Raw genomic sequence first — 22,876 nt, 5'->3', positions numbered from 1 at the left:
TTTCAGAAAGTTTTATACAATTTTATATTAAACTATTAAGTTATAAAAAGGAGAGAGAATATGGTACCAAATACGGTTCGTACTCCAAACAAGAAGAAGAAATGGATTATTATCGGGGTTATTGCACTAATTGTTATTGTAGCAGCAGTTAATATTTTTGTAATGCAAGGGAAGAAGAAGGGGGCATCAACATCTGCTGATGCTGTAAGTTTCGAGAAGGTAACGGAGCGTAAGCTGAATAATACGAAGTTAATTTCAGGTCAAGTGAAACCTGGGAATATTGAAAGTTTTTATGCGGATCCGACTAAAGGAAAAGTGAAAGATATTGAGGTAAAAGAAGGACAAGAGGTAGAGAAGGGTGCGAAGTTATTCTCTTATGATAATGAAGAGATTAATCTTCAAATGAAGCAAGCTGAGCTTGATCAGAAGATGGCAGATATGCGTTATGATCAAGGGAAGAAGAAAATTGATTCGCTGAAGAAAGAAATTAAGAAAGCGAAAGATAGCGGAGCTGGGAAAGAAGTAACAGATCCGATGGAAGAGCAAGTAAGTGAGTTAGAGATAGCACAAAAGACAACTGATCTTGAGAAAGAAAAAGGGAAGTTGCAGAAAGAAGAGTTAAGTAAAAAGCAGAAAGAGCTTACGATTTATAGTAATTTTGCTGGTGTTGTTCAAAAGTTAGATAAAGATGCGGCGCAAAGCTCATCTCAAGCGTTAGGTGGTCAAGGGAAAGCCTTTTTACAAGTGGCTTCTAAAGATCCATTCCAAATTCAAGGAACGTTAACTGAGCTTCAAAAGTCACAAATTCAAAAGGATCAAACATTTACTGTTACTGCGAAAGCAAATAATAAGAAGAAGTGGACAGGTAAGATTACAGAAGTAAGTGAATTCCCAACGAGTGCAGAGATGGCGCAAGCTGGCGGTATGGGTGAAGCGACTCAAAATATGTCTCAATATACATATAAAGCAAGTCTTGATAGTCAAGATGGTTTATCTCCAGGTTATCACGTTTCATTGCAAGTAAATTTAGAGAATAAGAAGATGGTTGCTGTTCCGACTAAGAGCATTGTAGAAAAAGACGGTGATGCATTTGTTTATGTTGAGGATAAAGGAAAGCTTCGCAAACAAAATGTGAAAAAAGGTTCTACTGATGGAGACTGGACAGAGGTTACTGAAGGCGTAACAGTGGGGCAAAAGGTGGTTAAAAATCCTTCCGACGATGTGTATGACGGAATGGAAGTGAAAGAGAAATGATTACGTTAAATAATATTGCTAAAACGTATTATCAAGGAAAATTGGCAGTGCCGATTTTGCATGGTATTAGTTTAACAATTCAAGGCGGGGAGTTCGTTTCGATTATGGGACCGTCTGGTTCTGGTAAGTCAACGCTGATGAATATTATCGGCTGTTTAGATCGTCCAACAGAAGGCGAATATATGTTGAATGATGTGAATATCTTAACAGCAGACGAGTCAAAGCTTGCTTTAATTCGTAATGAATATATCGGTTTTGTGTTTCAGCACTTTAATCTGCTTCCGCGTCTTTCAGCAGTCGAAAATGTTGAGCTTCCGCTCGTATATGGTGGCATAAAGAAAGCAGAACGTCGGAAGCGTGCTTTAGAGGCGCTTGGTAAAGTCGGATTAGCAGACCGCGTGCATCATTTACCGAACGAATTGTCAGGTGGACAGAAGCAGCGTGTCGCAATTGCAAGAGCGATCGCGAATAATCCAACGTTCATTATGGCCGATGAGCCGACTGGTGCGCTTGATACGAAGTCTGGTGAGCAAGTTATGGATATTTTCACAAAGCTTAATGCAGAAGGTACGACAATTGTTATGGTTACGCATGAAGAGGAAGTAGCAGCGTATTCTTCCCGCCGCATTGTACTGCGAGACGGGAAAATTACAGAAGATAGAAGGTGTGCGGTATGAGTTTACTAGATAGTATAAAAATTGCCCTCTCTTCTATTTTAGCTCATAAACTGCGTTCAGCTCTTACGATGCTAGGTATTATTATCGGCGTTGGTTCGATTATTACTGTCGTTGCAATTGGGCAAGGCGGAGAAGCGATGCTGAAGTCGAAATTCGCAGGTTCTGGCGGTAATAATCTTATGCCAATTCAATTTAAAGCAGATATTAATGATGAATTTAATATGGGCGGGCATGAAATACCGAAGTTAACGGAAGAAGATATTATGGAAGTAAAACAAGTGAAGGATGTATCCCACGTTATTACAACAAATCAGGGAATGGAGATACTTGATGTAAATGATAAAAAGGCAAATCTGAATGTTATTGGTCTGGATAATGAATATTTTGCCGTTAATAAAGTAAAGGTCGTAAAGGGACGTACTTTAAGTGAATCAGATATTACTCATGCAAATAACGTTATGATGATTAGTACAAAAACAGAAGAAACGTTATTTAAGGACGTAAACCCAGTAGGGCAAATTATTGAGATGAAAGGACAACCGATGCAAATTGTCGGTGTGTATACATCTGATAATGAGTTTATGGGATTTGAAATGGAAGAAGCGTTAATCCCTCTTACATTATGGCCTGTTTTATTCGGAACAGATGATATTCAAAATATCGCAATTCAAGCTAAAAATGTAGACGATTTAGAAGCAGCTGGAAAACAAGCTGTGGATGTATTAAATAGTCGTAAGCCAAGTGAAATTCCAGGTAAATATGAACTGGTGAATTTAAAAGAATTCCAAGAAAATGTTTCTAAAGTAACTGGTATTATGACGATGATCATCGGCGGTATTGCAGGTATTTCATTAGTCGTTGGCGGTATCGGTGTTATGAACATTATGCTAGTATCTGTAACGGAGCGTACGCGCGAAATTGGAATACGTAAAGCACTTGGGGCAACGCGTAGTAAAATTTTATTACAGTTTTTAATTGAAGCAGTTATGTTAACACTTCTAGGCGGCTTAATCGGAATTGGTCTTGGATATGGCGGAGCATATATCGTTTCCACATTCGCAAAATGGCCACCTCTTGTTTCATGGGAAGTTGTCGTTGGCGGCGTATTATTCTCGATGACACTCGGCATTATTTTCGGATTAATTCCAGCGAATAAAGCTGCGAAATTAGATCCAATTGAAGCACTTCGTTATGAGTAATTACTAGTGTAGTAGAACTACACATTACCGTTCTAGTGGGCGGTTCGTAGCCTCTATGTGAGGAAGTGAACCGCCCGTTAGAACGGGTTATATAAATAGAAGGAGGCGTTATAATGGAAGCTAATGTGAATACGCAAAAAGCTGGCGGCGAGAAGCCATCATTGTTCGGAATGATTACTTCTCCTGGTTTACAGTTTGAGAGAATGAAGACGACTGAGAAAGTTTGGGGTATGTTCTTCATAGTGGCGCTATTACAAGGACTTGTGGGTGGTTTAAATTCGTATATTACGTATACATCACCTGAGATGATTGAAATGCAAAAGAAATTGGGAGGCGAATTTGCAAAGCAGGGTTCGCTTGCATCAGATTTAATTTCTAGTACGATATGGGGAATAGTAGGTGTTATGATTGCAACATTAGTTGTTGCAGCTATTTATAAGGTGTTTATGATGTTCTATGGGAATGATACTTCTTATAAAAAAATAGTAATGATTATTGTATATGCGGATATTGTTGTTGTTATTGGTGGACTTATTAATGGTATTATAGCTTTAATTTTAGGTGCTGGACCAACTGCGTATACAAGTTTAGGACCACTATTCGATCAAGGTTCACTTGCATATGGAATTGGTAATACAATTGAATTGTTCTATTTATGGAATTTAGTTTTAATTTGGTTAGGATTACAAGTTACAGCAGGATTAAGTAAAGTGAAAGCAGCTATTCCAATTATTGTTTTATTCATTATTAAAGCGGGATTCCTAGCTGCGATTGTTGTATTGATTGCAAAGTTCTTACCTGGTTTACCTGTATAATAATATGATTGAATTAAAGGGTGACTCTTTAAGGGGGTCACCTTTTTTATTTTTACCCTTATTTCAAATAAGACCAGCAAAATTTCAAATTCTACCCATTGTAATTTCAAATTTCGGCGGTTGTATTTAAAATTACTCACAGTGAATTCCCCTCTTTATTTTTATATTGTGGAGGTACCGGCGGAATAACAAAGAGGTATACCTTTTAGAAGTGGGTACTGTGTGAAGCCAGCGACTTTTAAAGAGGCAGTTTTGTTGTATGAAGGATTGATTGTAAATCAAATAAAGAAGTTAGGGATCTATCAAGATTATGAAGAGTATTATCAATGTGGGTTAATTGGTCTTTGGCATGCGTATGAAAAGTTTGATCCGGAGAAAGGAAGTTTCCCAGCATATGCAGTTGTAACGGTACGTGGTTATATATTAGAAAGATTGAAGAAAGAGTTTGCAGTGCAAGAAAAGTGTGTATGTGTAGGAGAGTATGAGGATATCTTTCATTTTGAAGATATTGAAATGAGAGCGAAGGATTTTATGAGTGTATTAGATGAGGAGGAGAAGTATATTATTTTTGAACGTTTTTTTGTAGGAAAGACGATGGGGGAAATCGCTTTAGAGACAGAGATGACCTATTATCAAGTAAGGTGGGTGTACCGGCGAGCACTTGAGAAAATGCGAAATAGCTTAAGAGGATAAACATTATCATAAGAATGGAAGGCAAGTGATATTGCTTTCCATTCTACTTATTCTGTTAAGGTAGTAAATGTAGTAAGAGGCTTTTAAATTGTAGTGAATCTTGCATGTTCATACGTGATAATACATATCCGGCTTTTAATAATTGTTGTTTTAACTTATGGGGACTGATATGTATCGTTGTAGTTGTACCATTTGAAAAATGAATGGTAGCTTTTTTACTTTTTTTGAAAAACTCTATGTCATCTATATGGTTATAAAATAGCCATATACAGTTTGGAGAAGAAGGAGACTCTGTTGGGAAAGCACAAATATATTCTCGATGATTAATTGGAATCGGGACATTTTGTTTGAAATGAAAGTTTGTTTGAACTGCTTTCCGTCTACCTTGATAAGTAGAGTGAACATTGGTTAGACAAGATTGCTTGATGAGTTGGAGAGCAGTTTGACAGGAGTAAAGATGGTTCCCGCTACTTTCGATAATCTTTGTCTGATAGTAAGGGTGCTTGTATGGTTCTAACATCATTGTAGAATTAGAAATAATAATATCATTTTCGTCATTCATAAATTTAATTCCCCCTTTATAAATGATAATAATTCTCAATATAATTATATACGAATTAAGTAAATTAATTGTTAATCTTTTATTTCATATTGTAAATTTTAGCTATTCGTTTACAATCAATAGATGATAGTCTTTCTAATTTGCATCGCTTGTACATATATATGAAAATAGAAAAGAGTAGGCGGTGAGATAGTATGAAGAAAAGGTATATTATTATGGCTCTAGTTGTTGTTCTTCTAGTATATTTAGCAAATAGTAATCCGAGTAAAGGTGAATATACGGATTGGGCAGCGAAGCAGTTTATGAAACGTAATGATGTAAGTAAGAAGCTAGACGAAGTTCAAAAGGAAAATGAAGAGGGGCTCCTTGGTGATTTAGCATCTGCTGGTAAGAAGTTGGCGAAAAAATATGTTGAGCCGCAAGTTGGATTGTTAATCGATCATTATACGAAGCGAGATGATTATATATTCCTCTCAACATATAAGACGGAATTTGATATCGGCGGAGAACACTATAAATATGTATGCGTCGGTTTTTCAAAAATCTTTATTCCAATTGAAATGCCGAAGAAAAAAGACGAATCTGCAAAATGATGCAGATTCGTCTTTTTGTCTATAAGGTAATGGGAACTTCAGATACAGTCCTTTCTACGAGACGAGCTCCTTTTTTTCGGGTATTTTCATTAATTGATGAAAATACAGATGAGGAAAGGATTGTATCCATTACTTGATTTACGACTTGTGCATCAATAGGTGTGATCGGCTTCTCAATAGAAAAGACAACTGTTTTTCCATCTTCTTTCGCGAAAATTAATTCTAGTACTTGCATACGTTGTTTCCTCCTTTTTATTTATCTTGTAATCAGTAGGGGCATCCCCACTGATTACATTTCCACCTTAAAGGTTAGAAAGATCTGATGTGCTAACAAGTTGTACAGCGTGAAGTGGTGATGCTTGTAAAGAAGCAAGAGCGCGTGCTACGTTTTGTACTTGCTCTAAGTTTGCGTTTGTTTTTACGCGCTTAAATTGTTTGTTCTTAAAAACTGTTTTTCCATTCTTATCTAATCCATTGTTTAAGACGAGACGTAAAGTTAAATCCATTACGATTGTTTCGACTGCCATGTTTATCACCCCCTTTCACTATATAAATAGGATGCAAATGTCATGTTTTGGCGTGAAATTTATTCTTTTTTTTGGTACGCTTAAAAGAATAAGAGAGGGGTTTCGGAAGAATGAATCGTAAATGGTTATTTTGGATTCCTGTTTTACTATGGATGGGGCTGATTTTCTATTCCTCGGCACAACCATATAAAAAGCAGGATATGCGTTCGGATATTGAACAATATGTAAATGTGGAGTTTGTGAAAGAGCATTTTTCATGGGTATCTATCGATTACGGCGGTGGTACACCTGTTAGTATTGCAAATAAAGGTGTAGGCGGATTTATTGAGTTTTTCCTTCGTAAAGGTGCTCATTTTATGGTGTTCTTTATGCTCGGTTCATTGACGTATTACGCTTTTCATCGATCAGGTTATTCGAGAAAAAGGTGTTTTATATACGCTCTCCTTTTCGTTGCGGGATATGCAACATTTGATGAAATTCATCAATGGTTTACGGGCGATCGTACACCGATGTGGCAAGATTCATTACTGGATACGTGCGGCGGATTAACAGGTATTATAATAAGTAATTGGTTTTGGAATAGAAAAAGGAGCTAATCTCGAAAAGATTAGCTCCTTTTGTTTATCCCGCTTTAATGGGCAGTAAGACCCCCACCTCAAAATTCAGCGAGAGCAAAGAAGTCAGGTGGGGGATGAAGAAAACCCCCACTGATTAAAGTTTCACTTTATACACCAAGTAATTCTTTTAGTTCATCTGTAGATAGTTCTGTCATCCAACTATCGCTTGTAATGACGGCGTTGTTTAATGATTGTTTTCTTTCTAACATTTCATCGATTTTCTCTTCAAGTGTCCCCGTTGTAATCAGTTTATGAACGTGAACGAAACGCTTTTGACCAATGCGATATGCACGGTCTGTTGCTTGGTTTTCTACCGCTGGATTCCACCAGCGATCGTAGTGAATGACATGGTTGGCAGCTGTTAAGTTTAACCCTGTACCACCTGCTTTTAACGATAAGATGAAGATGTCATACGTTCCGTTTTGGAACTGTTCGATCATTTTGTCACGTTCTTTCTTTGGTACACTACCGTTTAAGAAGAGGACACGCTGACCGAAGTGTTCTTCTAACACATCTTTTAGCATGTTCCCCATACCGATGTATTGCGTGAAGATTAAACAACTTTCATTTTGATCTTTTATATTTTCAATGAGTTCCATGAGCGTGCTCGTTTTCATGGAACGCTCGATGATGTCTTTCGGTTCCGTTTCTTTTAAATAAAGAGCGGGATGATTACAAATTTGTTTAAGTTTGTTCAGCATGAGTAATATAAATCCGCGTCGTTCAATTCCGCTTAATCCTTCTACATTTTGCAATGTATCTTGAACAAGTTGTTCATATAAGGAAGCTTGTTCAACAGTTAGTGGACAGTAAGCTTTCTGTTCTTGTTTATCTGGTAAGTTTAATGCGACTGTTTGATCTTTCTTCGTACGACGCAGTAAAAACGGCGAGATAAATCGTTGAACTTGTTGGATTTTTCCTTCGTCACGGTCCTTTTCAATTGGTGAGACGAAGCGGCGCTGGAATTGTCCTAAGCTGCCAAGATATCCATGATTAATGAAGTCGAAAATAGACCAAAGCTCGGCAAGGCGGTTTTCCATCGGTGTCCCAGTTAATGCGATTTTGTGATTTGCTTGTAAGTTTCGCACTGCTTTAGACTGTTTCGTATGTGGGTTTTTAATATTTTGTGCTTCATCCAAAATAACAGCATCCCAGCATAACGTACTAAGTTCTTCCTCATCAAGCTGAGCTAATGCATAAGATGTTAATACAACATCTGCTGATTGAAGAAAATCTTTAAAGGATTCCCCTTTAGCTCGGTTACTTCCATAATGTAACTGAACACGTAAATCCGGTGCGAAACGCTCAAATTCTTTTTGCCAATTTCCAAGAACAGATGTCGGAGCCACGATTAAAGCAGGACCTGTTTGGAGATTGTTTTCTTTTATATATAGTAAGTAAGTGATCGTTTGAATACTCTTTCCAAGTCCCATGTCGTCAGCTAACAATGCGCCGAATCCAAGTTTTCTTAAATATAATAACCACTCAATGCCATGTTGTTGATACGGACGGAGTGTGGCGTTTAGTGATGAAGGGACATCTACTTTTGGAATATCTCCAATGTGCAATAGTTTTTGGAATAAGTCTTCATAATATCCATCTAGTTCAATTTCAATATCGGTAAACGGACTATCTTCTTCTACAATTTCTGTTTCAGCAGTGTTTGATAAATGTTGCTGAAGGACATCTTTCATTTCAAGTCCATACTTATCAGCACGATTCATAAGCTTTCGTACTTCTTCAATAAAGGCTGGATCTAGTCGCATCCATTGACCATTTATATTGAATAACCGCTTGTTTTGTTCAACGAGTTCAAAAAATTCGCTTTCTGATAAATCAATGCCGTTCGTTGAAATGCGCCAGTCAAAATTAACGAGTGTATTCATGCCGAAGAAAGATTGCGTTTGCGTAGCATTTTGCTTCAGCTGCACACGTAATTTTGGTTTTGTCGCTTTTAAATTTTGCCACCACGATGGTAATAAGATTGTAATACCTGCGGCGAGTAATTCGTTACTTGCTTCTGTTAAGAAGTTCCACGCTTCTGTTTCAAAGAGTTCACTTCGGAATGTATCACCATCTTTTAGCCATGGTACGAGCTTACTGAAGCTTTCTTGTGTTTCCAGAATACGTTCTTCATAATCGTGCCATCGTTTTGGTAAAGAATCGATACTCTCATATACATATATGCGATGTGCCCCGCGCTTTGGTGTAACAATTGTTTCAAGCTTCCACATTTCAAATTCTTCTTGCGGCTCTTGTAGTCGTAGTCCGATTGTAAAGGGAAGGTCATCTTCAATGTAACCAATTTTTCGAAGCCAATCTTCTTCATGTAGTGCTGCGTCTAATTGTCTTTTCGTAAAGTCGTAATGTTCATAAAGTCTTTTTGCATCTTCCCATCCGTCATTTGAACGGTTATCTTGTAATATGCTTTCATTTACTGCAGCCGAGAAAAGAGATGCCAATGTTTCATCTTCGATTGGAGTATTTTGAACTTTCCAAGATGGTTGTTTGGGCCAACGCTCCATATCAGGTACGAAGCTACCGCTTGTGAAGGCATCCCACAATTCGTTCGCATCTTCCGTAAGTGCTGTAATAGGGCCGTTCATTTGAATACGAGCAAAGGAGTTCATCGGTTTATTCGCGATGTATTCAAATGCTTGTGCGTTTGTTAGCATCACACCTTGTCTTCCTTCAAAGGTTGCTTCTTTTAGAAACGTGCCGTAGAAGGAAGTGGAGTGCCATGTAAATGCATTTCGTTTCCAACTTGTTACGGATAATGGAGTACCGCTATCATCTTCTCCCCAAAGGAACCAACCGTGACTAACGTGCTGGAGCCTAATTGTTACTTCAGTTTGATTGATCATCGATTAATTTTCCTTTCCGTAATTCCTCTTGTAGTGCACGCAGACGTGAATGTAAGTTTGCGGTGTGAATAATGAAAGCATCCCATTCATCGGTACGCTTTAATCGTTTATATAATGTACGTAATTTCTTTAAGTAACGAACTGCGCGTCTATATGATTTGCGATTTCGCTCTTCAATAGCTTCGGTAGCAGCAAGGTGATAAAGAGGAAGTGCTGCTTCTGGTGCTTCCTTTTCAATATCTTTCAGCGGCTCTTTCAAAATTTCAATCGCTTCAAATCCATGTAAGAGCTGAAGTTCTGCCCATGTTCGATACTGTTTTTTCGCCAGTACGTATTGCTCATAGTTTGCGAAACTATATGGTAATAGCTCTTGCAAAATCATTTCGAATCCAGCTTGTTCATTTGTATGGGTTGCATACGTTTCATACATGATGACGAATAAGCGAACGATATCTTTTATGAAAATTGTATTTTCGTGCTCATGTATCGTTTTCTTCACTTGTTTATACGTAAAGGAAAGCCAGTTTTTCGCACGATCCCATTTCATTGCATTTAATAACTCTTCTAACCAATAGAAGTAGAGACTTACAACAGAAGCAGGCTGTTTTTTTAGTAAGTCCATCGCTAATCGATCTTCGTCATTTAAAAAGAGTAGATGAGAAGATGCTAATGCTTTAGAAAGTGGATTCATTTTCGTACCAATTCGTTTTTCTTCTTCTTGTAGTTGCTCGTTATTGTGTAACAGTTCACTCCATATGTGACGATAAATAAAGAACCTCTCTTGCGTATAGGCATCGGTGGAGAAGAATACTTCGTGAACGAGACGAGCTGTTTCTTGCAGAATTGATTTAGACTCTGAAGGAATCGATTCTGATTGTAAGTCCCGAACGATAGATTCCACTTTATCTACAAATAGGCGAACGACATTAACAGGCTGGTGATAAGAATACGTTTTATTTGCTTCAAAGTCCTGAATTTCTTCTAATAATTTTTGAAAGCAATAAAGCGCTGCATGTAACCTGAACAATTCATGTATCACAACGATACGCGGAGCCTTCCGCTCAAGTTTCGTATAGAAGTCCGTAAAAATACTCATAAGAAAATACATTTGTTTATAAGTAAGCCGAGCTTGTTCTTTTTTAAATGATTCATATTCGTTATCAAAATATGATTGCCAACTTTTATAATCCGTGTCTTCAAAAGCTGATGATTGCAATACTTGTCTTGCAGTTCGAATAGGAGGAAGAGAAGGTTTCGTATTATTTTTAAATAAATTTAATACATCTCCTACTTGCCCGAAACTAGACGCTGCAGATAGTAACACAGCGAGCATATGCTCACATTGCGTTGGTGCGAAGCAATCGCAATAGCTTTCAGCTACGTTACGAATCGGGATATGGACGCTATATACGCTGCCTTCAGCATCTACAGTTCCTGATAGCGTATAGCCATCAAAGTCAACGTTGTAGACAACACCACTACGATATAGGTGCCGAGCTGTAGCGACATGTTCCTGATCAGCTGTTTGCTGTGGATCTAGTCCTTGAACGAACTCATTCGCAATCATCATAATTTCATCTTTCGTAATTGAGTGTTGCAGCATAATATTCCTCCGTACACATATTTCTTTCCTTTACCATTATAAACAAAAAATGCTCAAAACAGAAAAAATGAAATTTAGATTACATTACTTGAAAATCATGGTAATATATAAAATGTTAATTTCGTATATTACTATATATTTATGGAGGGATTAGGTTTTGTCAGATTTACAATCGAAGTTTGGTAGCGGTATGAACAAATTGCAAGAGGGAATCGAGCAAGGGAAGATGAAATTACAAGTAGCTCAAGAGGTTGCGCAATTAAAGAAAATTACGCAAGAGAAACTACAGGCGAAAACGGAAATTTTGCTGGAACTTGGTCAAATGGCCTATATGCAACTCCGCAATGATGAAGTTCGAGTAGATGTGTTAAAAAATATTATAGAACCAGTACAAGAGCTGGATATAGCTATTTATAACACGCGTAAGCAAATAGCTAATTTACAGAATCAAGGACAGAAAGGGCAGTGTAGCTGTGGCGGTCCCTTATCAGTAAATGATAAGTTTTGTGGACAGTGTGGGAAAGAGAATGAGTTACTCCTTCAATCAAAAAATGATGAAAGTGAATCATGTACTTCATGTGGTGAACAAATTGCAACAGAAGCTACATTCTGTCCAGTTTGTGGTATGAAGCAAAGTAAGGAGTGAGGAACATGTATTGTAAAACTTGTGGTTTAGAACAATCGGATGTAGCGAATTATTGTACACATGATGGATCAAGTACAGGCAGTGTAGAAAGTGAAGTTACGTTAGCACCGAAAGACTCAAAGTATTGCCGAACTTGTGGAGTGGAAAGTAAAGGGACTGCCACATATTGTGAGAAATGCGGGGATTCCTTATTAGGTATTATAAAAAAAGAAATGAAAACAAGATTACCAGACGAAGGTTTACAATTGCATGTAAGTCCATCTGGAAGCACTTTGAAAAAAGGTTTACTTGGTGGTGGGCTTGCAATTGCATGTATGTTTGTAGCCGGTTGGATTGGTAGCCTAATTGTCGATGCGGCGATTAATGACCTAGTGAGAACGATGCTTACAAAGATGAACGGTATGCTGAATATGGATACTGTTAATCAATCTTTCGTTGGCATAGCACCATTAATTTTAATGTATCATTTAATAGGCCTTGAAGTTAGTGGGAGCGGGGAATATGCGATTTCATTTATCCTTCATTTCCCATTGTTCATCTTGTTAGCAATTCCGGCACTTATATTAGGTGGAATTGGATTCTTTGTAGAGAAAAGCAACCCTTCTGCTATTTGGCGTGAGAAGTTACTAACATCGAGTGTTATCGGTATCGTATATGGAATTTTCTTGTGTATTGTCAGCTTTATCGCAAGTTCTTCTACGACAATTTCTCAATTCTATAAAACGATGACAATCAGTATTGGTTATTCACATGTTAGTAGTTTATTGTATGGCATTATATTTGGTTTATTATTTACCTTTATTGGTATGTGTATTCAAGCCGGGCCACACCGTCTATTATCTTCTATAAGTCGAAGTATTCCATATGCAACATCTATTTATTATAGTGTGGTAACTGTATTAAAAGGATTGCTTATTACATTTGGTATTATACTTATTACAATTTTATTTAGCAGTTCAAAGTCAGTGGGACCAATTGATTTTCCAGAGAAAACATATAAAACATTCATTTCATTAGAAGCAACACCATACATGTGGAATATGGCTCACTTTGCTCCAACAGCAATTGAGTGGGGAGATATGGATAGAGAAATGAGAAGATACGCAATGGAAAAAGGGCCATTGCATTTATCTTATACATCAGGAATATCAATAAATGGTACGTCATTAAAAGATCTGGAAGTAGCTAATGGGGCTAATTTTAAACGAGTAAAAGAAATTGAGGATTTCAATTCCTATATGCATTGGTGGGGATTATTAATTGTATTACCATGCATTTTACTATTTAGAGCTGGGATGAAATTGGCTCAATATCCGATGAAAAATATGTACGTAACTATCGCTGTGTTTAGTGTGGTGTATACTGTGATGATGCTTTGTGTAAATGGATTGGCCAAAATTCATGTTGAGGCCTCAGGGAGTAAAGAAGTGATGAAAGAATTTGCTGGGATTTCCGGTCCGTTGTTTTCTATTCAAAGTAGCACGCTGTATTTAATAGTAGGTAGTTTTCTTCTTTCTTACGCATTAGCATTCGCCGGTATGAAGTTAGGGAAAAAATAAGGGGGAGAGCCATTTGAAGTTTTGTGGGAAATGTAATAAACAAGTTGCAGATCATTTGAACTTTTGTTCCGAGTGTGGAAGTAAGGTAGATGTAATTGCTGATCAGGCAGCTTCTTCTCGTTCAGAAGTACAACGAGAAATAAAGCCAGTGAAAAGTAAGAAAAATATAATGTTACTTATAGGCTTTGTTGTTATCTTTGCTATATTGTTTGGTGCGTATAAATTTGGAGCAAGCAAGTTTTCAAAAGAAAAGCAGGTCAATGCTATGATTGAAGCATTCCAAAAGAAAGATGCGAATGCAATTGATGAGTTTGTAAAAGTAGATGATCCGAGTTTGAAAGTGAAAGTTGACGATATTAAAGGATATATCCGTTATTTAAAAGAAAATCCTTCTTATAATAAAGAACTGCTATCTTATTTACAAAGAGAGACAGTGGATCAAGAACTAGCAAGCGATAAAGCATCATTTAAAGATGGTCAAATTATAGAAGACGGGAAAGAATGGTTCTTATATCCAAAATATAAATTTAACATGAAATCTTATTACATGAATGTAAGCACAACTGCGAAAAGTGCTGAAATATATGTGAATGATAAGAAAGAGATAGACCTATCAAGTGATAAAGCTTCAAAAGAAGTTGGTCCATATTTCCCTGGGTCTTACGTTGTAAAGGCAAAAGCGAAGACGGAACTAACTGAGTTAGAAACAGAAAAAGAAGTGGACTTGGCAGATGAAAAAGAGGCGAAAGTGGATGTTACATTATCATTAGAAGGAAATTATGTAACCATTTCTTCTGATGAAAATGATGCAACTGTATTTGTGAATGGAAAAAAACGTGGAAAATTAAGCTATGGAAGTTATAAGCTTGGTCCTGTATCCACAGATGAAACAGTAGAAGTACATTTAGAGAAAACTACTGATTTTGGTGTGATGAAATCTGAAAGTGTTAAAATTGGAGACCAAAGCACGTATTACTTAAAATTCCCGAAAGAAACATCAAGTTCGGCTGTTGGTGACTTTGTACGAAATCATATTTATGATAATGTGCGTGCGATTTCATTAAATGATTTTAGCTTAATTGAAAATAATTATGATAAGAGCGGGAAATCGTATAAGGAAGACCGTGATTATATACAGTATTTACACAAAAAAGGAATTACAGAAGATTTATTAACAATGGAAATTCGTAATGTAGAGCGTCAAAGTGCTACGAAATATAAAGTAACGACATATGAAGAGTATCATATTCTTTACGGTGATGGCTCTGTGAAGTTCAAAAGCTTTAATAATGATCATATCGTTACTGTGAATGGAAATGGAAAGATATTGTACCATTCTCTTGGAGCGAATAATACGTTGAAATCAGAGGAAGTATCTGGTCCAACTCATTAATGCAAAAGACTATCTCATGATTGAGATAGTCTTTTTTCGATTAGAAGCGCGTTTCCTTTAATATCGCTTGTACATATGGATCATGTAATATTTGCTCTATAATTGGTAACATGTTTTGTTCGAATGGAATATCGATAGGGAATGGCTTTTGTGAGCCAGGTTTGATTCCATATTGGACAAATTTGTAATGTGTATTATCTTCAGACTTGAGCACAATTAATTTATATCGATTGTCGTCGTCAGCGAGTGAGAAATCAATGGAAGTAGCGTCGTATGTTACTTCATCCTTATATATATATGGTTTTGGTGTACCGATCCAGTCTACTTTTGCTTGTACATTCATGGACATAACCTCCTTATGGCTATTATAAAGTGAAACTTTAATCAGTGGGGGTTTTCTTTATCCCACACTGATTATCAGCCCTCACCAATCGGACTTTTATGGGCAGTTGATCTCCACCTAACTTCTTTGCTTTCGCTGAATTTTGAGGTGGGGTCTTACTGCCCATTAAAGTGGGATAAAAAAATAAAAGCCAGCTCTCAACAAAGAGAACTGGCTTCAGCAGTCATTGGTTATTTTAAAATTTTCACTTTAACAGTTTTGCGTCCCCATTTTTGAGCAGCGCTATCTGATCCAAGTAGGATGTCGATACGGTTACCTTTAATTGCACCGCCAGTATCTCCAGCGATAGCTTCTCCGTAACCTTCTACCCATACTTTAGATCCTAATGGGATTACTTTCGGGTCAACAGCGATCATTTTCATGTTTGGGTTCGCTGTTAAGTCATGACCCATTGCAGTTAATACACGGCCGCCATATGTGCCACCGTTTTCGCTCGGATGAGCTGTATATGCTGTAGCTACAACTGTTAACTCACGACCACCAGAAGGTGTGTTAGTTTCAGCAGCCTTTACAGCAGGCTTAGCAGCTGTTTTTGCTTGTGCTGCAGGTGCTTGAGCTGGTGCTTGCGCTTTAGCAGGAGCAGGTTGTTCTTGTTTCTCAATAACAGGTGCTGTACCTGTTAAGAAAGGAACGTGAACATAAGCTGTTTTTCCGTTATATTCGAATTGTAACCACTCATTTTGTACTTGGTTCGTTGTTTCGATCATATCATCTTTCTTAAGCGTCCCAAGAATTTCTGAGTTTGTGTTCGCTTCAGCACGTACGTTTAATACGTTAGCTGTTACGTAGTAGATGCTTTTAGTGAACTCTGCACTTACGAATGCGTCTTTACCATCTAAAGTGATTTTTGACCATCCGTTCTCTGTATTTTGAACATCTATTTTATTACCGTTTAGTAATTTACCGACAACTTTTGATTCCGTAGTAGGGTTTTCGCGTACATTTAGTACGTCTGTTGTTACAACAGTTTCTGCATTAGCAGATGATGTGAAAATCCCAAGACCAAAAACTGCTGCTGTTGCTATACCAATTAATTTTTTCATGATAGCCTCCATTGCGTTTGTTTTCGTGTCCTCATTATAGCAACAGATTTTTTCGGATTTGGGGAAAACACACAATTACAAACCATTCGTAATAAGTCGTTAACATCCTGTAATATAACAAAAAATATAGGAAAGCGTTTTTCATTCTATATGTTTATTAGGTTTCTACTTATATTCAAAATATTTAATACAACATATTGTTTTCGGCGTAAATAAAAATATTACAGTAGTGTTACATGATGTTTACTAAACGATTACATTCCTTGAGTATTTTACCGTTTTATGGGTAATATAGTTATATAAACATAAACATTTCGTTTGTGAAACTATAAACACGTGCTATATACTAGCAAAAAAACCGCATAATTGTTACAAAAAGAAAGGGTTGCAAGGAAGGAAAATGCCCTTTTTTACATCTGTAACACATCCTTTTTTGGGAAAATACATTCCCATCCGCATTTTTCTCGCACAATTTGACAGCAGTATTTCGATCTTATAGCTCTTGCAGAGTGAAAAGGTTATACGGAAGGTAAGGCTGTCCATAAGAATTCTAGTTGGTGAAGGTGAAAGTAAGAAAATCACCGCAAAATTATAGTTTTCTATCCGATTTTACATATCGGAATTAATGTTATTTATAAAAGTAAAACCTACGAAGGGGGATTTGATGAGGAAACTGACAAAAACATTCATTGTTTCATTAACATTATGTATTGCATTTACAATTTGGGGGATTATTCCCGAATCTATTATTGGAAAAGGTAGCTTAGGAAATGTAACAACCGCAATTCAAACTGCATTAGTTAGTAAGTTTGGATGGTTTTATATTATTTCTGTTTCTATTATTTTAGGTGTGTCTATCTTTTTAATTGTTTCAAAATACGGTTCTATTCGTTTAGGGAAAGATGATGACGAACCTGATTATAGTTATATGACATGGTTTGCCATGTTATTTAGTGCGGGTATGGGTATCGGCTTAGTGTTCTGGGGCGTTGCCGAACCATTAAACCATTTATACGCGCCTCCGTTTGGAGAAGGTGCAACTGAGGAAAGTGCGCGTCTTGCACTGCGTTTTTCATTTTTCCATTGGGGATTACATCCGTGGGGACTATATGCATTTGTAGCGCTTTGTATTGCTTACTTTACTTTTAGAAAAGGAAAAGCAAGTACAATTAGTGCGACAGTAGGACCGTTATTTAAGGGCGGTGACCATGGGCGCATTGCTCATTTATTTGATGTGTTAGCTGTTTTCGCCACTGTGTTTGGCGTGGCAACATCATTAGGTCTTGGCGCAAAACAAATTGCCGGTGGTGTTAGTTATTTAACTTCTATCCCGAACTCATTAACGACTCAGTTAGTTATTATTGCAATCGTAACAGTATTATTTATGTTATCTGCGCAAACAGGTCTTGATAAAGGAATTAAATATTTAAGTAATACAAACATTATTTTTGCGTTTGCACTTATGATTATTGTATTGTTTGCAGGTCCAACAAACTTTATTATGAATTACTTCACTTCGACAATCGGTTCTTATATTCAGGAATTGCCAAGTATGAGTTTCCGATTAAGTCCATTAGATGAAGGCGGAAATCAATGGATTCAATCATGGACAATTTTCTATTGGGCATGGTGGATTGCATGGTCACCATTCGTAGGTACATTTATTGCTCGTGTTTCACGAGGGCGTACCATTCGTGAATTTGTTATCGGTGTGTTACTCGTACCGACAATAATTGGTGCTCTTTGGTTCTCAGTTTTCGGCGGGACTGGTATTCATATGGAACTGTTTGGTGATGCACATATCTTTGAAAAAATTAAAGAGATGGGAACAGAAGTAGGATTATTCGCTATGTTTGATCAGATGGGAAGCTTTGGATCAGCGTTATCTGTTCTAGCTATTCTTCTTATTTCTACATTCTTTATTACATCTGCAGATTCAGCGACATTCGTTTTAGGGATGTTAACGACACATGGTAGTTTAAATCCACCAAATCGTATTAAAATGATCTGGGGTATCGTTTTAGCTGCTCTAGCTTCTATCTTATTATATGTAGGTGGATTAGAAGCCTTACAAACGGCAGCTATCATTGCAGCATTCCCATTCGTCTTCGTTATTTTCTTTATGATGGCAGCATTATTTAAAGAGTTACAAAAAGAAGGTCGTATGAAGCGTCATAAATAATAGAAGGAAAAAGAGTTGATTATGTATCAGCTCTTTTTTTTATCCCGCTTTAATGGGCAGTAAGACCTCACCTCAAAATTCAGTGAAAGCAAAGAAGTTAGGTGGGGGATGAAGAAACCCCTACTGATTAAAGTTTCACTTTATATAGAAGGAACTTTAACTGCAAGTAAGGGAAATAAAATACTTTACTATATTAGTAGTATGCCTTTTATACCGATAAAAATCGATACATTTCGACAATGTTCGATATCTTGCGGATTCTATTCATATTTTTGACAAAAAATTGTCGGAAATGTGTTGTCACGTTTATATATATGTGCTATATTATTTCCTGTAAGCGATTTCAAATAGTTTTAAAGCGCATTCAAGGGGGACATCTAGAATAATGAAACGTTACGAAAGAAAGTGGAAGCATATTTGTTTGAAACGTGTGGCACATCGTAGTGTCCAAGAAAGCACGGAACCTAAGACTGAAACGCGCAAAGAGCAGCAAGAGAAGCAATTGGTTCTACAAAAATAGCAATCACTTTTTCGTATATAAATGAAGGTCGATCGTTCGTTGGGGGATGGACGTGAAATTACTTTCAGCTAAGGGGTATTGTCTGATATATAATTTATACGGCAATAAATAAGCACAGAGCATACGGCGCTCTGTGCTTATTTTTATTTGTCTTTTTTGAATCGAACAGTTTTATCCCAGCCAATGACTTGTTTCTTGCTCTTTGCACGTAAGTATAAAATTAAGCTACGAATGAATAAGTACGTAAAGAGCTGTGCGTACGTAAAGTACATGATAACACTAATAAAAATATTAGTTGGTGTAAAGGTTCGTTCCACACTCTGGGCACTAAATAATTGAGAAACATATGTAACATATGCGACATACCACATAAATAGTAGTGGAATGCTATATTGAATTTGGAATATCCCGAGTAACCCAATTACAAACCAAACGTTCGAAATGATTAAGAATAACCAAAATACAACATACACTAAAACTTGTTGTAAAGAATGGACGAGCAGTTTTCCTTTAAAGAAACTTAATGAAGAAAACATTTTTTCTAAAATGTACAAGTTCCCTTGAAGCCAACGTGTACGCTGCTTAATAAGGATTTTTAAATGCTCAGGTTCTTGTTCCCATGTAATTGACTCTGGAACGATTGGCAGGAGATAGCCTTTTTGTGTAATTCGTAATGTTAATTCAGCGTCTTCAGCAATTGCATAAGGGTCATAGCCGCCAAGCTCTTCTAATGCAGCGCGACGAAGAAGCATGTTTGTTCCTGTTAGTGAACCTGTTTGGAATAGTAACCAGCGTCCGGATTGCATAAGGAGCTGGAAGATTTGAAATTCTAACGAAATCATTCGTGTTAGCCAGTTTCTTTTTTCATTTACAGTACGAACATGCCCAACAGCTCCAACAGCATCCTCGGTTGTTTCAGCGTGTTCTACAAGCATTCGCAGTGCATGTGGTTCAGGCTGGTTATCTGCATCATAAACACAGAAGTATTCACCATCTGAAATACTAAGGCCATAGTTTAATACACGTGATTTTCCTTTTGGTTCACCAGGTGGAACGCGAATGTGACGAATATGAGCATAAGCTTTGTCAAAATCGTCACCAATTTCAGGTGTCTCATCTTGCGAGTTATCGTTTAATAAATAAACAGTTAGTTTGCCTGGATATTCAATCTTAGCCATCGCCTCTAAAGTATCCTTAATCACGACGCCTTCATTGTGAGCTGGTATTAAAATATCGACGCTTGGGTAATGTTCTAGCGTACGATCTTTTTGTTTCCTACTTCGGTGAACTAAACCTGCGAGTGTTAAGAAAGAATAGTAAACGAGTAAGCCAGAGAATAGAAAGGCTGTAAAAATAAGTACATACTTAATTGAAAATGTGATGCTGATCCAAAAAACGAGTACGCAAAATAGAAGGAATAAAAGAAGTATAACGAGTGTCATCATAATAAATTCTGTCCTTTTGTAGCGATTTGTTCTCGTTTAATCTTAATATCTTGAATGGCCTCATCTGCAAGCCATTTTTCCATTTTAGGCTGTAGACGGTTCATTACAATATCGGCACCAGCTTCATTTGTATTTTGTAATAAAGTGACTAATGTGCTGTTATCATACTCAGCAACAAGGTCAAAGTCAGCTCTTACCGTTTCAACTAATAAGGAAGCTACACGGTCCATAACACTTTCCTTTGTATATTTACTAAAGGAAGTGAAGTCAAAATAAATCATAACGCCTGTTTCATTACGACGATTCATTGCATTGATTAATAATGCTTGGCGTCTCTCGAATTCTTGTCTTGTTAATAATTTCGATTCTCCAATGTATTGTTCTAATGTTCTCACACGTTCGGTTAATTCTTTATTTTCATGAATAACCTTCTTTAATAGATGAGTGGAGATATATACAATGAAGAAATTTGCTGCCATTAGGAAGTGAGTAATAATGTATTCCCATTGTTCTGATGTACTCCATAAGTAAAGCCATGCTTGGTAGAATAGGTAGAATACCGAAATAATGGTTCCTAATATGAAGAAAACAAATGCAGTTTTATCAGGCAAAAATAGAAATAGTACATTAACAATTACATATATAATTGTAAAAATGAGAGCATGCTCATATTGCGTTACATGTACAGTTGTAAAATAAAATAAAATTTGTAAAATCCACATAGAGAGGACTTTATAGAAGTTATCTTTCACAAAACTTTCCTCCTTAAAGATAATTCATACAAGGATACTTGTAGTATGCGCAATTATTAAGAAATAGACCGGATGACTACATTCTTTTTGAGAGAGCAACAATAAGTAGTATCCCTCTTTTATAAGAAAAAATAAACAGACGTACTAATTATTGTATCATAATGTTTTTATATTTCGGCATAAAGTATTTAATATATACTGAGAAAATAAAAAGTCCCCTCTTTAGAAAGAGGGGACTTGCTTTATTTTATAGGAACATCATACCTGCAACTGCTGCGTTTAAGAAGTTAGCTAATGTACCAGCGATAACTGCTTTAATCCCTAATTGTGCAATTTGTTTACGGCGAGTAGGAGCTAATGTTCCTGTTACACCTAATTGAATTGCGATAGAAGAGAAGTTTGCGAATCCACAGATTGCGAATGTTAAAATTAGATTTGTTTTTGCAGAGAACTCTGCCATATGTGGTCCTAAGTTTGCGTATGCAACGAATTCGTTGATTGCAAGTTTTTGACCGATAAAGCTTGCTGCTTGTACAGCTTCACCAGGAGAAACCCCGATTAAGATTGCAAATGGTGATAGTAAGTAACCGAAGATTAAATCAAGGCTAAGTTTAATATGGAACAGAGAGCCAATTAATCCTAATAAACCGTTTAATAAAGCAATTAATGCGATGAAAGCCATTAACATTGCTGCTACGTTAATAACAAGTTGCATACCTTCTGATGCACCACGTGCTGCTGCGTCAATAACGTTTGCATCTTCACGCTCTGTAGAAAGTTCAACGTTATTATCTACTTGTTCTGTTTCTGGCATAATTAGTTTCGCAATTAATAGACTCGATGGAGCTGCCATAATTGCTGCTGCTAATAAGTGTTCTAACGGAATACCCATTGCTGCATAGCCAACAAGAACTGATCCAGCAACAGCTGTCATACCGCTTACCATAATAGCGAAGAATTCACTATTTGTTAAACGTGCTAAGTAAGGTTTGATTAAGATTGGAGCTTCAGTTTGTCCTAAAAATACAGTTGTTACTGAGTTTAAACTTTCTGCTTTAGAAGTTCCAAGAAGTTTACTTAATGCGCCACCAACGACACTGACAAATTTCTGCATAATACCGAAATGATATAAGATTGCAACTAATGAACTAATAAATACGATTGGAAGTAGTGCTTGAATGAAGAAAACAAATCCCCAAGGGCCTTTTGCGTCGACTAAATCCCCAGCAACGAACTTAATTCCCTCGTAAGAAAAATTAATTAATCCTTGAACGCCATCTGCAGCGTGTTTTAAACCTGCTTTTCCGGCATCCCATCGTAATACGATAAATGAAAATGACATTTGTAATGCTAGCGCGATTAAAATCGTGCGCCAATTAATAGCTTTGCGGTTGGAAGATAGTAAGAAAGCGATTGCTAATACTCCAATCACGCCGCCAATTCCCCATAAAAGATTCATGCAGTGTATGCTCCTTCCTCATAGTAAAAAAATGTATAAAACAGTTGTCTATACTTCTGCAAATATAACA

21 protein-coding genes are annotated in these 22,876 nt (G+C 36.8%); 11 read left to right on the top strand and 10 right to left on the bottom strand.

Features of this window, described 5'->3' with window-relative positions; genetic code table 11:
- The first annotated feature begins 60 nt into the window (after positions 1 to 60).
- The 5 genes from ACTFRS_RS22175 to ACTFRS_RS22155 all read left to right on the top strand — a co-directional run bounded on the left by ACTFRS_RS22175 (position 61) and on the right by ACTFRS_RS22155 (position 4,638).
- The gene (locus tag ACTFRS_RS22175; RefSeq protein WP_431085073.1) at positions 61 to 1,254 is read left to right on the top strand and encodes an efflux RND transporter periplasmic adaptor subunit; all 1,194 of its coding nucleotides are present in this window, start codon (positions 61 to 63) and stop codon (positions 1,252 to 1,254) included.
- Positions 1,251 to 1,931: an ABC transporter ATP-binding protein gene (locus tag ACTFRS_RS22170; RefSeq protein ID WP_000631615.1), complete on the top strand. Its 681-nt coding sequence runs from the start codon at positions 1,251 to 1,253 to the stop codon at positions 1,929 to 1,931. The genes ACTFRS_RS22175 and ACTFRS_RS22170 overlap by 4 nt, the downstream gene beginning before the upstream one ends.
- On the top strand, positions 1,928 to 3,130 hold the full coding sequence (locus tag ACTFRS_RS22165) for an ABC transporter permease (RefSeq protein ID WP_073540468.1): 1,203 nt from the start codon (positions 1,928 to 1,930) through the stop codon (positions 3,128 to 3,130). Before ACTFRS_RS22170 ends, ACTFRS_RS22165 begins: the two co-directional genes overlap by 4 nt.
- A gap of 113 nt (positions 3,131 to 3,243) precedes the next feature.
- On the top strand, positions 3,244 to 3,945 hold the full coding sequence (locus tag ACTFRS_RS22160) for a Yip1 family protein (protein WP_139868426.1): 702 nt from the start codon (positions 3,244 to 3,246) through the stop codon (positions 3,943 to 3,945).
- 222 nt (positions 3,946 to 4,167) lie between these two features.
- Positions 4,168 to 4,638 carry a sigma-70 family RNA polymerase sigma factor gene (locus ACTFRS_RS22155; RefSeq protein WP_431085075.1) on the top strand — a complete coding sequence of 157 codons (471 nt, stop codon included), beginning with the start codon at positions 4,168 to 4,170 and terminating at the stop codon, positions 4,636 to 4,638.
- Between the two features lie 55 nt (positions 4,639 to 4,693).
- On the opposite strand, the gene ACTFRS_RS22150 is transcribed toward ACTFRS_RS22155, so the two are convergent.
- The gene (locus ACTFRS_RS22150) at positions 4,694 to 5,200 is read right to left on the bottom strand and encodes a competence protein ComK (RefSeq protein ID WP_074567492.1); all 507 of its coding nucleotides are present in this window, start codon (positions 5,198 to 5,200) and stop codon (positions 4,694 to 4,696) included.
- A 194-nt stretch (positions 5,201 to 5,394) separates the two neighbouring features.
- Here ACTFRS_RS22150 and ACTFRS_RS22145 point away from each other — a divergent pair, with 194 nt between their 5' ends.
- Positions 5,395 to 5,793, top strand: a complete 399-nt coding sequence (locus ACTFRS_RS22145; protein ID WP_440025012.1) for a DUF4359 domain-containing protein — start codon at positions 5,395 to 5,397, stop codon at positions 5,791 to 5,793.
- A gap of 19 nt (positions 5,794 to 5,812) precedes the next feature.
- Here ACTFRS_RS22145 and ACTFRS_RS22140 read toward each other — a convergent pair whose 3' ends face one another.
- On the bottom strand, positions 5,813 to 6,028 hold the full coding sequence (locus tag ACTFRS_RS22140) for a DUF2922 domain-containing protein (RefSeq protein WP_431085076.1): 216 nt from the start codon (positions 6,026 to 6,028) through the stop codon (positions 5,813 to 5,815).
- 67 nt (positions 6,029 to 6,095) lie between these two features.
- Positions 6,096 to 6,320: a DUF1659 domain-containing protein gene (locus ACTFRS_RS22135; protein ID WP_014893407.1), complete on the bottom strand. Its 225-nt coding sequence runs from the start codon at positions 6,318 to 6,320 to the stop codon at positions 6,096 to 6,098.
- 110 nt (positions 6,321 to 6,430) lie between these two features.
- Between ACTFRS_RS22135 and ACTFRS_RS22130 the strand changes: the two genes are divergently transcribed.
- Complete coding sequence (locus ACTFRS_RS22130; protein WP_001080717.1) at positions 6,431 to 6,916, top strand: VanZ family protein; 486 nt, start codon at positions 6,431 to 6,433, stop codon at positions 6,914 to 6,916.
- 128 nt (positions 6,917 to 7,044) lie between these two features.
- On the opposite strand, the gene ACTFRS_RS22125 is transcribed toward ACTFRS_RS22130, so the two are convergent.
- Positions 7,045 to 9,801 carry a DEAD/DEAH box helicase gene (locus tag ACTFRS_RS22125; RefSeq protein ID WP_440025015.1) on the bottom strand — a complete coding sequence of 919 codons (2,757 nt, stop codon included), beginning with the start codon at positions 9,799 to 9,801 and terminating at the stop codon, positions 7,045 to 7,047.
- Complete coding sequence (locus tag ACTFRS_RS22120) at positions 9,785 to 11,404, bottom strand: SWIM zinc finger family protein (protein ID WP_139868418.1); 1,620 nt, start codon at positions 11,402 to 11,404, stop codon at positions 9,785 to 9,787. Before ACTFRS_RS22120 ends, ACTFRS_RS22125 begins: the two co-directional genes overlap by 17 nt.
- A 157-nt stretch (positions 11,405 to 11,561) precedes the next feature.
- On the opposite strand from ACTFRS_RS22120, the gene ACTFRS_RS22115 reads away from it, so the two are divergent.
- The 3 genes from ACTFRS_RS22115 to ACTFRS_RS22105 are packed head-to-tail and all read left to right on the top strand — an operon-like array spanning position 11,562 to position 15,002.
- A complete protein-coding gene (locus ACTFRS_RS22115; protein ID WP_139868416.1) occupies positions 11,562 to 12,050 on the top strand; it encodes a zinc ribbon domain-containing protein in 489 nt (162 codons plus the stop codon).
- A 5-nt stretch (positions 12,051 to 12,055) separates the two neighbouring features.
- Positions 12,056 to 13,609, top strand: coding sequence for a hypothetical protein (locus ACTFRS_RS22110; protein ID WP_139868414.1), 1,554 nt, complete (start codon positions 12,056 to 12,058; stop codon positions 13,607 to 13,609).
- A 13-nt stretch (positions 13,610 to 13,622) separates the two neighbouring features.
- On the top strand, positions 13,623 to 15,002 hold the full coding sequence (locus ACTFRS_RS22105) for a zinc ribbon domain-containing protein (protein WP_440025016.1): 1,380 nt from the start codon (positions 13,623 to 13,625) through the stop codon (positions 15,000 to 15,002).
- A 40-nt stretch (positions 15,003 to 15,042) separates the two neighbouring features.
- Here ACTFRS_RS22105 and ACTFRS_RS22100 read toward each other — a convergent pair whose 3' ends face one another.
- Complete coding sequence (locus ACTFRS_RS22100) at positions 15,043 to 15,345, bottom strand: DUF3910 family protein (RefSeq protein ID WP_016718955.1); 303 nt, start codon at positions 15,343 to 15,345, stop codon at positions 15,043 to 15,045.
- Between the two features lie 230 nt (positions 15,346 to 15,575).
- Entirely contained in the window at positions 15,576 to 16,448 is an 873-nt protein-coding gene (locus tag ACTFRS_RS22095) for a cell wall-binding protein EntA (protein WP_242293937.1), read from the bottom strand.
- 664 nt (positions 16,449 to 17,112) lie between these two features.
- Between ACTFRS_RS22095 and opuD the strand changes: the two genes are divergently transcribed.
- Positions 17,113 to 18,630, top strand: a complete 1,518-nt coding sequence (gene opuD / locus ACTFRS_RS22090) for a glycine betaine transporter OpuD (protein ID WP_001229108.1) — start codon at positions 17,113 to 17,115, stop codon at positions 18,628 to 18,630.
- Between the two features lie 663 nt (positions 18,631 to 19,293).
- On the opposite strand, the gene ACTFRS_RS22085 is transcribed toward opuD, so the two are convergent.
- From ACTFRS_RS22085 to ACTFRS_RS22075, 3 genes are all read right to left on the bottom strand, one after another.
- Positions 19,294 to 20,595 (bottom strand): glycosyltransferase family 2 protein, encoded by a 1,302-nt coding sequence (locus ACTFRS_RS22085; protein WP_000988770.1) that lies wholly within the window; start codon positions 20,593 to 20,595, stop codon positions 19,294 to 19,296.
- Entirely contained in the window at positions 20,592 to 21,347 is a 756-nt protein-coding gene (locus ACTFRS_RS22080) for a dGTP triphosphohydrolase (protein ID WP_431085078.1), read from the bottom strand. Before ACTFRS_RS22080 ends, ACTFRS_RS22085 begins: the two co-directional genes overlap by 4 nt.
- 247 nt (positions 21,348 to 21,594) lie before the next feature.
- Positions 21,595 to 22,806: a NupC/NupG family nucleoside CNT transporter gene (locus tag ACTFRS_RS22075; protein ID WP_440025018.1), complete on the bottom strand. Its 1,212-nt coding sequence runs from the start codon at positions 22,804 to 22,806 to the stop codon at positions 21,595 to 21,597.
- Between the last annotated feature and the right edge of the window lie 70 nt (positions 22,807 to 22,876).

This window comes from Bacillus cereus group sp. MYBK139-1 (assembly GCF_051916915.1).
Classification (GTDB): Bacteria; Bacillota; Bacilli; order Bacillales; family Bacillaceae_G; genus Bacillus_A; species Bacillus_A pacificus.
Note: the sequence above shows the minus strand (reverse complement) of the source record. Positions and strands in the feature narration are given on the sequence as shown.